The 14915-nt window shown below is 56.8% G+C and carries 11 protein-coding genes and 2 pseudogenes; 8 read left to right on the top strand and 5 right to left on the bottom strand.

Translation table 11 applies throughout. From position 1 onward, the window contains the following. Positions 1-39: 39 nt before the first annotated feature. From AC1RZR_RS37535 to AC1RZR_RS37510, 6 genes and pseudogenes are all read left to right on the top strand, one after another. A complete protein-coding gene (locus AC1RZR_RS37535; protein ID WP_481829693.1) occupies positions 40-1629 on the top strand; it encodes a GMC family oxidoreductase in 1590 nt (529 codons plus the stop codon). Between the two features lie 158 nt (positions 1630-1787). After that, positions 1788-3218 carry an aldehyde dehydrogenase family protein gene (locus AC1RZR_RS37530; protein ID WP_481829692.1) on the top strand — a complete coding sequence of 477 codons (1431 nt, stop codon included), beginning with the start codon at positions 1788-1790 and terminating at the stop codon, positions 3216-3218. A 250-nt stretch (positions 3219-3468) separates the two neighbouring features. Beyond that, complete coding sequence (locus AC1RZR_RS37525) at positions 3469-5058, top strand: ABC transporter substrate-binding protein (protein ID WP_481829691.1); 1590 nt, start codon at positions 3469-3471, stop codon at positions 5056-5058. 11 nt (positions 5059-5069) lie between these two features. Next, on the top strand, positions 5070-6029 hold the full coding sequence (locus tag AC1RZR_RS37520) for an ABC transporter permease (protein ID WP_481829690.1): 960 nt from the start codon (positions 5070-5072) through the stop codon (positions 6027-6029). Between the two features lie 8 nt (positions 6030-6037). Further along, positions 6038-6863 (top strand): annotated as a pseudogene (locus tag AC1RZR_RS37515) (ABC transporter permease). Further along, on the top strand, positions 6863-8533 hold the full coding sequence (locus AC1RZR_RS37510) for an ABC transporter ATP-binding protein (protein WP_481829689.1): 1671 nt from the start codon (positions 6863-6865) through the stop codon (positions 8531-8533). The pseudogene AC1RZR_RS37515 and the gene AC1RZR_RS37510 overlap by 1 nt, the downstream one beginning before the upstream one ends. A 681-nt stretch (positions 8534-9214) precedes the next feature. On the opposite strand, the gene AC1RZR_RS37505 is transcribed toward AC1RZR_RS37510, so the two are convergent. Further along, complete coding sequence (locus AC1RZR_RS37505; protein ID WP_481829688.1) at positions 9215-9673, bottom strand: hypothetical protein; 459 nt, start codon at positions 9671-9673, stop codon at positions 9215-9217. A 57-nt stretch (positions 9674-9730) separates the two neighbouring features. Continuing rightward, entirely contained in the window at positions 9731-10333 is a 603-nt protein-coding gene (locus tag AC1RZR_RS37500) for a hypothetical protein (protein ID WP_481829687.1), read from the bottom strand. Between the two features lie 117 nt (positions 10334-10450). Between AC1RZR_RS37500 and AC1RZR_RS37495 the strand changes: the two genes are divergently transcribed. Together AC1RZR_RS37495 and AC1RZR_RS37490 are read left to right on the top strand one after the other, a co-directional pair. Continuing rightward, positions 10451-10978, top strand: a complete 528-nt coding sequence (locus tag AC1RZR_RS37495; RefSeq protein ID WP_481829686.1) for a helix-turn-helix domain-containing protein — start codon at positions 10451-10453, stop codon at positions 10976-10978. 108 nt (positions 10979-11086) lie between these two features. After that, positions 11087-11422 (top strand): annotated as a pseudogene (locus AC1RZR_RS37490) (site-specific integrase); the annotation flags it as partial. 12 nt (positions 11423-11434) lie between these two features. Here AC1RZR_RS37490 and AC1RZR_RS37485 read toward each other — a convergent pair. The 3 genes from AC1RZR_RS37485 to AC1RZR_RS37475 are packed head-to-tail and all read right to left on the bottom strand — an operon-like array spanning position 11435 to position 14869. After that, a complete protein-coding gene (locus AC1RZR_RS37485; protein WP_481829685.1) occupies positions 11435-13078 on the bottom strand; it encodes an ABC transporter ATP-binding protein in 1644 nt (547 codons plus the stop codon). A 4-nt stretch (positions 13079-13082) separates the two neighbouring features. Then, on the bottom strand, positions 13083-13904 hold the full coding sequence (locus AC1RZR_RS37480) for an ABC transporter permease (protein ID WP_477345465.1): 822 nt from the start codon (positions 13902-13904) through the stop codon (positions 13083-13085). A gap of 2 nt (positions 13905-13906) precedes the next feature. After that, positions 13907-14869, bottom strand: a complete 963-nt coding sequence (locus AC1RZR_RS37475) for an ABC transporter permease (protein WP_477345463.1) — start codon at positions 14867-14869, stop codon at positions 13907-13909. Positions 14870-14915: the final 46 nt, after the last annotated feature.

The following is a 14915-nucleotide window of genomic DNA, read 5'->3' as shown; positions in this document are numbered from 1 at the left end:
AGTCTTATGTACGGACTATGAAGTGGCCAAGGTTAAACAATGGAATTTGACTACATCGTCGTAGGTTCGGGCAGTGCGGGATGTCCAGTCGCCGCACGGCTCGTGGAGAAGGGAGCCCGCGTCTTGCTGCTCGAAGCTGGCAAGCGTGAAAAACTCCACGTAACGCGGATCCCGGCATCGTCGATGTATACCGTGGGCAACAAACGCTATGACTGGAATTATATAACGGAGCCGGATCCGACGCGTAACGGGCTCAAGGAATCATGGCCGCGTGGCCGCGTCCCGGGCGGCTCGTCCGCCATCAACGGTATGATCTTCGTTCGCGGCGCACAGAGTGACTTTGACGCTTGGGGGAAGCTCGGCAACAGCGGATGGGATTGGAATTCGGTACTTCCTTACTTTCGTAAGATGGAGACTGCGGATAAATATACAGACAATGACGCCTATCGCGGGGGTATGGGTCCACTGCACGTTTCGACGCTGCGTTGGCGCATTCCGGTTGCCGAGAAATTCATCGACAGTCTTGTGAAATTGGGCGTCCCACATAACCCTGACCTCAATGGAGCCTCACATGAGGGGGTTTCTTGGAACCAGGGCTCTACGAAGAACGGCATGCGCCATTCAGCATTCGACGCGTATATTGGCCCGCTGCAGAAAGACCCTAATTTGGTCGTCATGGACAACTCCTTAGTCAACAGTCTGATCATGGAGACGAACCGTGCGAAGGGCGTTGTTTTTACGCGCGGTGATCAGGTCATCCGCGCAAGTGCACGACGCGGCGTCGTTCTGTCTGCTGGTGCACTTAATTCGCCACACCTCTTAATGCTGTCCGGCATTGGCGATCCCGGCGAACTTTCGAAGCATGGGATAACGACCGTTGTGGCCAGCCCCGAGGTTGGCCAGAACCTTTTAGAGCATCCGTGCCTCCATGTCCTTGCGGAGATGAACATAAAGACCGGAAACGCTTACGCGTCGGGGCTTGGACGGATTCGGGCGTTCGCAGAATGGGCTTTTGCAAGGAAAGGGGTGCTCACTGAATCCCTGGCGCAAGTCATCGCCTTCCTTAAGTCTACTCCTGACCAAAAGGTGCCCGATCTCCAATTCCATCTGTTGGCCTTCGGGTTTTTATTAAGGAATGGGAGGCGGCACGTCCCACCTCGAAATCTTGTAACGATCTATGCCAATGTAAACCATTCAAAAAGCAAAGGCTATTTGGCGCTTCGATCGAATGATCCCCGGGACCCTATAGCTATCTATCCCCGCCTGCTCGATCACCCAGACGACCTAAAAGGCGTTTTGCTCGGCCTAGATTGGGTTCGGCGCCTGGCTTCCACACCGCCCTTCGGCAGTCATGTTCTCCAGCTTATCGACGTCCCTGCTCGTGAAGCGGGGCGTGAGGCCGACGAAGAATATGTGCGCAACTCGACTGGACCAGGCTTCCATCCGGTCGGCACCTGCCGCATGGGCATCGACGACCAGGCCGTCGTGACTCCCGACCTACGTGTGCGGGGGACTGAGGGCTTATGGGTTGCGGATGCGTCGATATTCCCATCGCATATTGCAGGCAACACCAACGCGACGTGTATTATGATTGGCGAGAGGGCGGCAGACCTTATCCACCCGAGCTGAACAAGGATAGTAGTTGCCCACGATAGATTGGTCGACTTAGCGGAAAACTCTGCCTTGAATCTGAGGCGTCTGCCAAGGGTCAGTATGTGAATTTGCATCGAATTCGCGAAAACTCGGCGTCATAAGAGAACTAGGCAAAGAGCTAATAGGAGCGAGAATTGCAGCACGAACGCGAACACTATGTGAATGGGGAGTGGGTCGAACCCTTGGAGTCAAATCTAATTGACGTGGTTGATCCCTCATCAGAAGAAGTATTCACGCGCATCGCTGGTGGCGGACCAAAGGATGTTGATCGAGCTGTGGCTGCCGCTCGGGCAGCGTTCCCTCACTTTTCTACAACTACCCCACGCGAAAGAGTGGAGATGCTAGAATCTATCCTTGCGGAATACGATAGGAGACAAGAAGACATTGCCTCGGTGCTTTGCACGGAATTAGGTGCACCGCTTACAATCGCCCGCGAGTGGCAACTGGCATCGGCTGACCTTAGAAGCGTTATTGGGGTTCTGGAAAACTATCAGTTCGAAGAATTGCAAGGAACGACCAAGATTATCCGAGAGCCGATCGGAGTAGTGGGATTGATAACACCTTGGAATTATCCGGTGCTTCAGATCATAATGAAGGTTGCTCCAGCGATTGCTGCGGGTTGCACGATGGTGCTCAAACCTTCCGAGGTGGCTCCGCTGAATGCAATTATCTGGTCCGAAATCATGCATGCTGCTGGTGTGCCCGCGGGCGTGTATAACATGGTCCAAGGGGAAGGCGCTATTGTGGGCGAAGCGATTTCAGCGCATCCCGGAATAGAAATGGTGTCTTTTACCGGTTCGACACGCGCAGGTATCTTGATCGCTCAGTCAGCCGCGAGAACCGTCAAGCGTGTAGCGCAGGAACTTGGAGGAAAATCGGCGAATATTCTGTTGCCTGATGTGGACTTTGAAAGTGCGGTGACGAAGGGTGTGTTCGGAGTAATGCGCAATAGCGGCCAAGCTTGTAGTGCACCCACCCGTATGTTTGTACCAGCAGATCGCCACGACGAGGTGAAGGGGATTGCGAAGGCGGTCGCAGAACGGCTGATCGTTGGGGATGTACGTGACGCGAAAACAAATATCGGTCCAGTAGTCAATAGAAGCCAATTCGACAAGATACAGGGCTTTATTCAGGCTGGCATCCATGAGGGGGCGGATCTTGTCACTGGTGGACTTGGTAGGCCGGAGCATCTGAACCGAGGCTATTTCGTCCGCCCCACAATATTTGCTAATGTCCACAGTGACATGACCATTGCGCGCGAAGAGATTTTCGGGCCGGTTCTATCGATTCTGCCGTACCGGGATGAGGACGAGGCGATCGACCTCGCGAACGATACAATCTTTGGCTTGGCTGCATATGTTCAATCGTCGAACCTTGCACGCGCCCGCAGGGTGGCAGCCCGTATGCGGGCAGGCACTGTGCATATAAACTATCCGGCATTCGACAGAGCCGCGCCCTTCGGTGGCTATAAACAATCGGGGAATGGACGCGAAAATGGCAAGTGGGGCTTAGAGGAGTTCCTCGAAGTGAAGGCGCTGCTTGGCTACGACGCCCCTATGGCCTAAACCGTCGCGGCAATGAGGCCGCGTGACTTCGTTTGCGCTTCGTTTAGTCGGGCCGAGCCCACATGCTCACTATGAGCGGAATTTTCCAGCCATAAAGCGTCATTGTGCGTCTTGGGCGAGAAGACGCCCAATTCATGCATCGATAGCCTAGACATTTGCTCACCGCCGCCCAGTGACGTTGTACCCTCATCAATGGCCCCGCAATGTCGGGGCCCAGTGGGAACAATCGGTAACAAGGAGTATCATCCCGATGTCGCAGGAAATCGACTATCTCAGCCGCTGCGTCGCTGCTGGTCGGTTGAACCGCCGCGAATTTCTCGGCCGCGCGACGGCTCTCGGTGTCAGCGCCGCCGTCGCTAATTCGCTTTTTGCCGGGGCCGCTAAGGCGCAGGTGCCCAAGAGGGGCGGTATCCTGAAAGCTGGCCTTCAAGGCGGTAGTGCCGCGGACAGTCTCGACCCAGCGCTTACAGCAGGCGCACCTCCAATCACCTTTGGCAGATGTTGGGGCGAGATGCTGATGGAGGTGACCCCCGATAACGGCCTTGAGTACCGAATCGCTCAGGAAATTGGCTCGTCGAAGGATGCCAAGACCTGGACTCTGAAAATTCGGAAAGGCATCCAGTTCCACAACGGCAAGGAAGTGACGCCTCAAGACGTTGTCGCCACGCTAGAGCGTCATTCCAACAAGGAGTCGAAATCCGGCGCCTTGGGCATCCTGCGCGGGATCGAAGCCATCAAGGCCGATGGGCCTGACGTGGTAATAACGCTCAAAGAACCCAACGTTGATCTGCCCTACCTAATGACTGACTATCACCTGATCATCCAGCCCAATGGCGGCAAGGACGATCCGGCCGCGGGCATCGGGGCCGGTCCCTACAAGGTCGCTGTCAACGAGCCGGGTGTGCGGCACGTTGGCGAAAAGTTCAGGGACTACTGGCAGGGCGACAAGATGGGTCACGCCGATCAGGTCGAAATCACCGTCATCAACGATGCCACTGCACGTATTGCTGCCCTGCAAGGCAATCAGGTGCACATGATCAACCGCGTCGAGCCGAAGGTCGTCGAAATGGTGAAGCGGGTCCCCGGCATCACCATCCAAAATGTGACCGGGCGCGGTTGCTACCTCTTCAATATGTTTTGCGACACCGCGCCGTTCGACAACAACGATGTCAGGATTGCCTTGAAGCTTGCCTTAGACCGCGAACAAATGCTGGACAAAATCCTGCGCGGCTACGGCACGGTCGGTAACGACTTTCCGATTAACCCCGCCTATCCGCTCTTCTCAGACGACATCGAGCAGCGCGCCTTCGATCCGGACAAAGCCAAGTTCCACTATAGGAAATCTGGCCACAGCGGGCCGATCCTACTTCGGACGTCGGACGTTGCCTTTCCTGGTGCCGTCGATGCCGCACAGCTCTATCAGCAGAGTTGCGCCAAGGCCGGCATCACCGTTGAGGTCAAGCGTGAGCCTGGCGATGGTTATTGGTCGGAGGTCTGGCAAAAGCAGCCCTTCTATGCCTCCTACTGGACCGGGCGCTCAACGCAAGACCAGATGTACTCGACGTCCTATCTGTCGACAGCTGAATTGAACGACACGCACTTCACCAACGAGAAGTTCGACAAGCTTCTCGTCAAGGCACGCGGAGAACTCGACCAGGAAAAGCGCAAGAACCTCTATCGAGAAATGTCTATGATCCTCCGCGACGAGGGCGGTGTTATGGTACCGTTCTTCAACCAGTTCATAGACGCAACGGGGCCGGATGTGAAAGGCTTCGTGAAGCATCCAGCGCGAGATATGTGCAACGGCTACGCACTGGCGCAATGCTGGCTTGAACCGTGAACAGCATGCCAATGGGTTCGCCTGTTCTGAGGCTGGTTGCCCAGCGCATCGCGCTTGGCATTCTTCTTCTCTTGGCCGTTTCGGTCCTGATCTTCGCCGGCACACAGATCCTGCCCGGCGACGTCGCGCAAGCTATCCTTGGACAGTCGGCTACGCCGGAGTCGCTTGCCAATCTGCGCGAGCAGCTGGGCTTAAATGCGCCATCCTATGTCAGGTATTTGCACTGGCTTGGCGGCGTGCTGACCGGCGATCTCGGCACGGCGATGTCGAGCGGCCAGGATATCGCGACCTCGATCAAGGGACGGCTGTGGAACACGCTCTTCCTGGCCTTCTGGGCGGCGATCGTGGCAATTCCGCTAGCTGTCATCCTCGGCCTGATCGCCGTGCGTTACCGCAACGGTTGGATCGACAAGCTGATCTCCGGACTGGCGCTCGCGTCCGCGTCATTGCCTGAGTTCTTCATCGGCTACGTGCTCGTCTATTTCTTTGCCGTGAAGTGGCAAATCTTCCCTGGCATCTCGACCGTATATGACAGCATGCCGTTCGGCGAGCGCATGCAGGCGATCGCCCTGCCGGCGACGGCGCTGACGCTGGTGGTGCTCGCCCATATGATGCGCATGACCCGCGCGGCGATCCTCAACGTCATGCAGTCGGCCTATGTCGAGACCGCGGAACTCAAGGGGCTTTCAGCCTTCAACGTCATCCGCAAGCACGCTTTCCCCAATGCCATCGCACCGATCATCAGCGTCGTCATGCTCAACCTCGCCTATCTCATCGTCGGCGTCGTCGTCGTCGAGGTGATCTTCGTCTATCCCGGCATGGGCCAGTATCTTGTCGACCACGTGACCAAGCGCGACGTGCCGGTAGTGCAGGCGGTGGGCCTGATCTTCGCCGCCGTATACATCAGCATCAATATCATAGCGGACATTGGGGCGATCGTCGCCAATCCGCGCCTCAGACATCCGAAGTAGGGGTGGGCATGCTCGACATCAAACGCGTCCCCATCCCGGCGCTGATCGGCATCGTGCTGACCTCACTGTTCGTGCTGGCGGCGATCTTCGCGCCCTGGGTCGCGCCACACGGCAATGGCGAGATCATCGGCGACGTCTGGGAACCGATGTCATCGGCACATTGGCTGGGCACCGACAATCTCGGCCGCGATCTCCTCTCGCGCATGATCTACGGCGCCCGAATCACCCTGTTCATCGCCGTGCTGGCCACCGCGCTGTCGTTCTCGCTCGGCGCCATCCTCGGCTTCTCGGCTGCGGTGTTCGGCGGCTGGTTCGACACGATCCTCTCGCGCCTCGTCGACCTTTTGATGTCGATCCCGACGCTGATCATGGGCCTCGTCGTCCTGTCCGTGCTGCCGACCAACCTTGTGACCCTGATCCTGGTGATGGGCATTCTCGAACTCGACCCGCGTCTACCGCTTGTCGCGCGCAGTCGCCGTCGACATCAACGTCATGGACTACGTCGAGGCGGCCAAGCTGCGCGGCGAAGGCAGCGGCTGGATCATCTTCCGCGAGATCCTGCCCAACGCGCTGTCGCCGCTGGTCTCGGAACTCGGCCTGCGCTTCATCTATGCCGTGCTGTTTCTGTCGACGCTGTCCTTCCTCGGCCTTGGCGTACAACCGCCGGATGCCGACTGGGGCGGCATGGTCAAGGAGAACAAGGACGGCATCGTATTCGGCATTCCGGCGGCACTCATCCCCGCGGGCGCGATCGCAGCGCTCTCCATCTCGGTCAATCTCGTCGCCGACTGGGTGTTAAACCGCACGACAAGCCTGAAGGGAGGACGCGGCTGATGGCTGGCACCAAAGCGAAGCCCGGGCAGCCCAAGCAAGGCCTGTTGCTCGACATCCGCAATCTGCGCATCGAGGCCACAGTGTACCCGCCCGGGGAGCCGCCGAAGAACATCGTGCTCGTCCATGACGTGTCGCTGACGCTTGAAAAGGGCAAGGTGCTCGGCCTCATCGGGGAGTCCGGCGCCGGCAAATCGACCATCGGCCTTTCGTCGATGGGCTATGGCCGCGGTGGCGTGCGCATCACCGGCGGTGAGGTCATCCTCAATGGCCGCGATGTCCTCAAGGGCGGCAAGGAAGGTTTTCGCAAGCTGCGCGGCCGCGAGGTCTGCTATGTCGCGCAGTCGGCAGCGGCGGCCTTCAACCCGGCGCACCGTCTGATGGACCAGGTGGTGGAAGCGACATTGCTGCACGGCCTTGCGAACAAGGCCGAGGCAGAAAAGCGCGCAGTTGGACTGTTCAAGAAACTCGGCCTGCCCAACCCCGAAACCATCGGCCGGCGTTTCCCGCACCAGGTGTCGGGCGGCCAATTGCAGCGCGTGATGACGGCGATGGCACTGTGCTCCGAGCCGGATTTGATCGTCTTCGACGAGCCGACCACGGCGCTCGACGTGACAACGCAGATCGACGTGCTGGCGGCGATCAAGGACGCCATCCGCGATACGCATGTGGCGGCGCTCTACATCACCCACGACCTTGCCGTCGTCGCCCAGGTCTCGGACGAGATCATGGTGCTGAGGGACGGTAAGAGGGTGGAGCACGCTGAAACCCGGCAGATCATCGAGGCGCCGCGCATGGACTACACTAAGGCGCTGGTCTCGGTGCGTTCGATCGAGCATAAGGAGAAGCGACCGACACCGACGCCTCTGTTGTCGGTTAGGGGCGCCACTGCTGCTTATGGAGGCGGTGTCGTGAAGGTTCTGCAGGAAGTCTCGGTTGACGTCCATCCCGGCCAAACCCTTGCTGTCGTCGGCGAATCGGGCTCTGGAAAATCCACCTTGGCCCGCGTCATCACGGGGCTGCTGCCGCCGCTCGCTGGCAGCATTACCTTCGCCGGCCGCGCGCTGACTGCGAGACTCGCCGACCGATCCAGAGATGATCTTCGCGAACTTCAGATGATCTATCAGATGGCCGACGTGGCGATGAACCCGCGCCAGACCGTCGGCACCATCATCGGTCGGCCGCTCGAATTCTATTTCGGCATACGCGGCCGCGAGCGCGACAAGCGTGTTGCCGAGCTGCTCGACGAGATCGAGATGAGCAAGGGCTTCATTGACCGCTATCCGGCTGAGCTTTCGGGTGGGCAAAAGCAGAGGGTCTGCATCGCTCGCGCGCTCGCCGCCAAGCCTAAGCTCATCATCTGTGACGAGGTGACCAGCGCGCTCGATCCGCTTGTCGCCGATGGCATCCTAAAGCTGTTGCTTCGCCTGCAGAAGTTTGAGGATGTGGCCTATTTGTTCATCACCCACGATCTTGCGACCGTGAAGGCGATCGCCGATTCCATAGCTGTCATGTATCGCGGCGAGGTCGCCCGCTACGGCTCCAAGACGTATGTGCTCGAGCCTCCCTTCGATGCTTATACCGATTTGCTCCTCTCCTCGGTTCCTGAGATGCAGGTTGGTTGGTTGGAAAGGGCCATCAAGGGACGCCGTATGGAGGGCGCGGGACACTGAGCCCCATCGGGACGCCAGCAGAGCCTACAAGCTGCATGGTAGCTTCACGAAGCCCTGGTGTGCCAAGACCGGATAGGCACGCCAGCGCTCGAGGGAGTTAGGCAGGAATTTGGTTGATTGCTTCTCTTGGCGTGGTCGGCATGCTGCGCACGATACACTGAGCCAGATCAGCATGTTCCTCATGACGGCGACATAATGCCCCCTTGGCGCCGAGAATCAAAATAGTCTCGCAATGCTATGCAACGTAAGCATCAACTTAGCGAAGGGGCTGGAACCGAACGGTCCGATTGAAGGGCATCCACGCTGTTGTTCCTTTCCGCCATTAAGGAAGCGGTCTGAGATCCGGATTGAGATTACAGGCGCGCCGCGGATGTGCCAATGTCTATCTGAAAACGCGAGTTCCATAAGATAGATTATGCGACTTTCTCCAGTAAATGTTCGTATTTCTTAGTAATTTCTAGTATTAATGTCGCTTTCTGCAAGTATTGTTGGCCCGCAGTCGAATGACAACCCTTAATTGTTGCAACGGTACGGCTTACTCTTCGACAGATCGGCGTTAATTAACACCACCTCATGGTCTGATTAAGACTCGGCGGGAGAGTCTGAACTCTTCTGAAACGCCGGGGCCGGCGCCCCAGGTGAGACGATATCGGCCTTCGCTCGCCTCCCCTCCCGGCGCACTCACTTGTGCGGCATGCAATAGACGCCCTCGGATTCCATGAGTACCGCGCCACCCTTCAACTCGCTCAGCGCGCCGACCCACGCTTGCGAATAAGTGCGGCTGGCATCCACGGCCGTCAGCCAAAGAACGCGATTGTCGGCCAATTCAACTTTAACTTCCTGCTGCAAGGGGCTCCCCTGCACGGTCTGTTGATAGTGGCGTTTGATCCTGACATTGCTGGCCGGAAACTCAGCTTCGTTGCTGCCGTAGTTCAGCACAAATCCAGTGTGATCCTCAGCCACCGAACAACTGCCATCGCGCTCGCACACGATTTTGGCTGCGGTCTTACAGTCCCATTTCAGTGAAGCCGGCCACATAGGGTTGTCCACGTTTGACCGCGGCTTGTCGCTCTGACCAGCCGCCGCCAACACTGCGCCTGTGTTCATAATCACAGTGGACAGGAGAAGCGCCTTGAACACTTCAAACCTCCCTGAATTGTCACCCTCATAGTACCTCGTCCTGCGTGATCGCCTGGCTCATGGCATGTTGAGATTGAACCAGCTTTTCCGGCGCACGCCGTTCGCGTCATCATACTCGATGAACCAGGGCTTTCCGCGCATCGGTCGAGGGATGGTGTAGTAGGTGGGGCCATTACCAAGGGAATGCCCTCGATCGTTTCCCGCAGTCTGGATTGTTGCCGCAACCACCTTACCGTCGATTTCGACTTGGACCGGACGTGATCGGTCTCCATGATGCCCGCCGAGGGCGTTGTTTTTGAAAACAGCGGGCAGAGAGAGCCTATCGGCCGCGATGCGGCAGATGTTCCGTTCTTGCCCTAAGCCCGGCCGATCGGATTCGGAGCTGCCAACTGCTTGCCAGCCAGACGGACAATCCTCATACTTCTCATATCTCGCCGCGCTGGAGTTGGCTTGCGGACAGGTCGGCCAATCAAAACCCGGCGCTTCCATCGCCGCAATCAACTTGTAAATTGGCGGGTGGCACGAGGGGGTGCCTTCCCAATCGCCGGAAAGACATAGGAGAACCTGACAGCCCCATTCCGACGCTTTTGATTGGGATGGAAGAGCTGCGGCGCCTGCGATGGCGACGGCACCCCCTAATAGGAATTTGAGTATGGTCATAGCCTTTTCCTCGCTGCAGATTTGACAGTTTACTATGGATGATCCGCGCGAAAAAGGACAGGTCGAAAAGGCAGGTTTGTGCGACTACATCGATTTATGAAACGAGACGACGGAGGCGTGGTCAACAACCCGTTGCGCGTCAACATTGCACTGACGCTAGAGCGGGAGAGAGCCAGGCGCGGCCTATCCCATATGCATATGGCCGAACTGTTTCGGACCGCCGAGGGCGAAAAACTGGCCTATCGAACCTACATTCAGACTGTGCGTCAGAAAAATAATGTCACATTGATGACGCTGCAGATCATGGCAAACGGCTTGCAACTGTCTTTTGCATCACTGCTCGCCGGCGGCAAGAAAATTCCGGAATGGGCGCATCGGTTGGACGACAATGCGATTCGCAAGCGGCTGGCGCACATCATCGATTTTGAGCGACAACGACGTACTTTGCACCGCTATGAGATGGCCGAACTAATCGGCGTGGCGGAGGCGACATTCACGAAACTGGAACGCGCGAGCGGCAATATCAGCGTGGACACGATTGCGGCGATCGCCAAGGCGTTGAAACTTGATCCAGCGACCTTCCTCTTTTCCGATAAGATCGCGCCAACAACTGACCACATGCTTCTGACGCCGCCGGAGGCGTAGAGACTCATTTCAGTGAGACATGAGCCTCCTGCACGACCATGCACGATCACGGTCTAGCACATTGACACACAATACTTTTTTAGGGAGATCGAAGCCGCTTTGACCACACTTGTCGGTGGCGAGGGCCACGGAACGGGCCGCCTGTTCTCGTGATAAAGCCAATGCCGACCCGCGTAACGGCGAGCTTGGATGGCCCAGCAATGGCGAGACCAAAGCGCCTCAAGAAAAAGCTTGGCTCCTATCCATCAGGGTCTCAGCCAGGCCCGCGAGATTTTCACGCGCGACTTCGCGGACATGACAGAGAAGGCGCGCCCAGACCGTTGCCGATCTATTCGAGGCTTACGTCGCATCGCTCAAAACAGATGAAAGCCTTCCTGGAAGGAGGCCGAAAAAAGGTTGAACAAGATCGCCGAGACTCTCGGCCGCAATCTCCCAGCCCGCGACAGCCCGGTGGCGCTATTTTGAGGGCCAGGCAGCGGCACGCTTTTTCACAAGGTTGCTGAGCCAATCGGGGTCCATTTCAGGCACCGAGGACAATAGCAGGTCTGTGTACGGATGATGCGGCGGCCGAAACATTTGTTCCTTAGGGCCCTGCTCGATGACTTGACCGTTTTGCATCACGACTACCTCATCGGCTATCGCACGCACTGTGGCAAGGTCATGGGTGATGAACATATAAGCCAGATCGAACTCACTCTGGAGCCGATCGAGCAGTTTGAGAATCTCCTCAGCGACGATTTGGTCCAGCGCTGAGGTGACCTCGTCGCAGATGATGACTTGCGGCTCAGCCGCGAGCGCGCGCGCGATGCCGACGCGCTGCTTCTGGCCGCCTGAAAGTTCGGAGGGAAGGCGGTGAATGAAGACGTCTGGCTCTAGTCCAATAAGGCTGAGAAGATCACGAATTCTAGCGGTTAACGCCTTGCCGCTTAACCCAAGATATATCTGTGCGGGCCGACCGATCAGCTCGTCGAGTCGCAGCTTTGGGTTAAGTGCGGTATCAGCCGACTGATAGATCATCTGCACCTGTCGGAGCTGGTCCCGGGTGCGTTTGCGATAATCAGCCGGCAACGGCTCGCCATCGACCAGCACCACTCCCTTGCGCGGGGGAAGAAGCCCAGTGATCACGCGCGCCACCGTGGACTTGCCAGAACCGCTTTCGCCCACCACGGCGACGGTACGACGCTTGTGGATGTCAATACTAACATCCTTGAGCACGTCGAGTGAGCTATAGCCGGCTACTACATTCCTCATCGAAACTATCGGAACGGCCACCTTCTCTACCGGGGGCTGCGAAGGCCGCGCATAAGAGCGCACCGCCCAAAGCGACTTGGTATAGTCCTGCTTGGGCTGTGACAGCATTGCGCGGGTCTCGGCTTCTTCAACTTCGTAGCCCCCGCGCAAAACCTTTATCCTGTCGGCCATCTGAGAAACCACTGCGAGGTCATGGGTTATGTAGATTGCCGCCGTATCGAATTGTGCCACGATGTCACGGATCGCCGACAAAACCTCAATCTGAGTTGTCACGTCCAGGGCCGTCGTAGGTTCATCGAATATGATGAGATCAGGACGGCAGGACATAGCCATCGCCGTCATCGCTCGCTGTAGCTGCCCTCCCGAGACCTGATGCGGATAGCGAAAACCAATCGTGTCCGGGTCCGGTAGTCGCATCCGGCGGTACAGCTCGACCGCGTCATGTTCCGCCTCCGCGCGTGTCATCACACCATGCTCTACCGGCGTCTCGCAATATTGATTGATCAGTCGATGCGCGGGATTGAAACTCGCCGCAGCCGACTGGGCGACATAGGCGATGCGTTTGCCACATAGGCGACGTCGTTCTTCCGCACTCGCCGCACGCAGGTCTATCCCGTCAAAATTTATTGCCCCGCGGGAGATCCGACAGCCATCTCGAGTAAATCCCATGGCTGCCAACCCAAGTGTCGACTTGCCGGCACCGCTCTCGCCGATCAATCCTAAAACCTCACCCCTGTGCAAGGTTAGGTCAACGCCCCTGACGATCGGAGTCCAAGTGTCCTCGGAACGCCCCTCGATTTCGATGTCACGGATCGTCAAAAGAATAGGCTGGCGAGTCATGTCTCTCATCGTCTCAATCCCGCAGAGCGCTCATGACGCGCAATCTCCAATCAACCACGAAGTTCACTGCCACTGTAAGCAAAGCAATTGCCCCAGCTGGGACAAGTGGGGTGATATCTCCATAGCCAATAAGGGCCGCGTTCTCCCGAACCATGGAGCCCCAATCCGCGTACGGCGGCTGGATACCGACCCCAAGAAAAGACAGTGCCGCAATCGATAGAAACACGTAACAAAATCGAACACCGAATTCGACTATCATGGGACCAGCCGCATTGGGTAACACCTCGCGGAAAATAAGGTAGAACACCCCCTCTCCTCGCAAACGTGCCGCTTCGATGAAGTCAAGTTGCACAATATCTATTGAAACCGCCCGAACAAGTCGGAATACACGGGTCGAATCGACGAACGCAATAATCAAAACAATGTTGAGAAAGGAAACACCGAAAGCCGCCAGGAGAAGTAATTGAAATATCAATGAAGGGATCGCCATGAATACGTCAACCACCCGGCTTATTACCTGATCGTAGAAAGGCCGCACAACAGCAGCAAGAATGCCAAATGCCGAGCCGATTATAAACGCAAGGACAGTGGTTATAACCGCTATTCCAACAGAGTTTCTCGCACCGAAGACGATCCGAGATAGCATGTCGCGCCCGATCGAATCCGTTCCAAAAATATTGCTGGCGCTCCATGGCAAGAACTCATCGCCAACCACTTCAGCTTGACCGTATGGTGCGATCAATGGCGCAAAAAGTGCGGTGAAGAAACACAAAACGATCACCACTAGACCGAACTTTGCGGTAATCGGTGCTTTTCTGAACGCAAAGGCACTCATGGCTAAGCGTTCCTCCTGGCATGGAAAATACGTGGATTGGAGACGGTCGAAATAATATCGGCCGCTAAATTTAGCAGCACGTAGGCACTTGCGAATATAATGGTGACGGATTGCACCACAGTTACGTCACGTCTGGTAACCGCGTCGACCATAAGTTGTCCAAGGCCTGGGTAACCAAACACCACCTCGACCACAACCACTCCCGTCAAAAGGTAGGCAAGGTTGAGCGCCACGACATTCACGATCGGTGAAATGGCATTTGGCACCGCATGCGCAACAATGATACGCCAAGGGCGAACACCCTTTAGCCGTGCCATCTCAATGTAAGGATAAGATAGGATATTGACGATCGCCGCACGAGTCATGCGCAACATGTGTGCAGTCACGGCGAACGTTAATGCGAGCGCAGGCAAAAATGCTACATATAGCCGCTCAGAAAAATTCATGTCCGGACGGATGCTTGCAAGCGCCGGAAACCATCCGAGGCCAGAGAAAATGACCACTAAGATATACGAGACGAAAAACTCCGGAAGTGAAATCGCAGTCAAAGCGGTCGCGTTTATTACCTTGTCACTCGCACTGTCTCGGTATAGAGCCGCAAATATACCAAATATCAATGACAGAGGGACGGCAATTGAAGCCGCATACATGCCAAGAAACAACGTATTTTTCAACCGTACCTGAATCAGACCTGATATTTCCTTTCCGTTAGCTAAGGAACGCCCAAGGTCACCGTGTAACATCCCATTTACCCACGACACATAGCGGGTAAACGCCGGCTGGTCTAAGCCAACCTCTTTACGAAACTCGGCTAGCGCTTCCGGCGTTGCAGATTGGCCAAGCGTCGCCTGTGCAAGGTCTCCCGGCAGGATCTCGACCGAAACGAACGTCAGAATTGAAACAAAGAAAAGGGTTGCAACCCCCATTCCTACCCGGCGTGCTATCATGCGAAGGATTTGGGTCATAAGCGCCTTCATAGCCGGCGACACCGGCGCCATTCTCGCTAAAAGT

It is taken from the genome of Mesorhizobium bavaricum (assembly GCF_056781655.1).
Note: the sequence above shows the minus strand (reverse complement) of the source record. Positions and strands in the feature narration are given on the sequence as shown.

Bases quoted from the DNA above. Each gene is read 5' to 3' on its own strand.
- AC1RZR_RS37535 (WP_481829693.1), top strand. From the start codon at position 40: ATGGAATTTGACTACATCGTCGTAGGTTCGGGCAGTGCGGGATGTCCA.
- AC1RZR_RS37525 (WP_481829691.1), top strand. From the start codon at position 3,469: ATGTCGCAGGAAATCGACTATCTCAGCCGCTGCGTCGCTGCTGGTCGG.
- AC1RZR_RS37520 (WP_481829690.1), top strand. From the start codon at position 5,070: ATGGGTTCGCCTGTTCTGAGGCTGGTTGCCCAGCGCATCGCGCTTGGC.
- AC1RZR_RS37510 (WP_481829689.1), top strand. From the start codon at position 6,863: ATGGCTGGCACCAAAGCGAAGCCCGGGCAGCCCAAGCAAGGCCTGTTG.
- AC1RZR_RS37500 (WP_481829687.1), bottom strand. From the start codon at position 10,333: ATGACCATACTCAAATTCCTATTAGGGGGTGCCGTCGCCATCGCAGGC.
- AC1RZR_RS37485 (WP_481829685.1), bottom strand. From the start codon at position 13,078: ATGAGAGACATGACTCGCCAGCCTATTCTTTTGACGATCCGTGACATC.
- AC1RZR_RS37480 (WP_477345465.1), bottom strand. From the start codon at position 13,904: ATGAGTGCCTTTGCGTTCAGAAAAGCACCGATTACCGCAAAGTTCGGT.
- AC1RZR_RS37475 (WP_477345463.1), bottom strand. From the start codon at position 14,869: ATGACCCAAATCCTTCGCATGATAGCACGCCGGGTAGGAATGGGGGTT.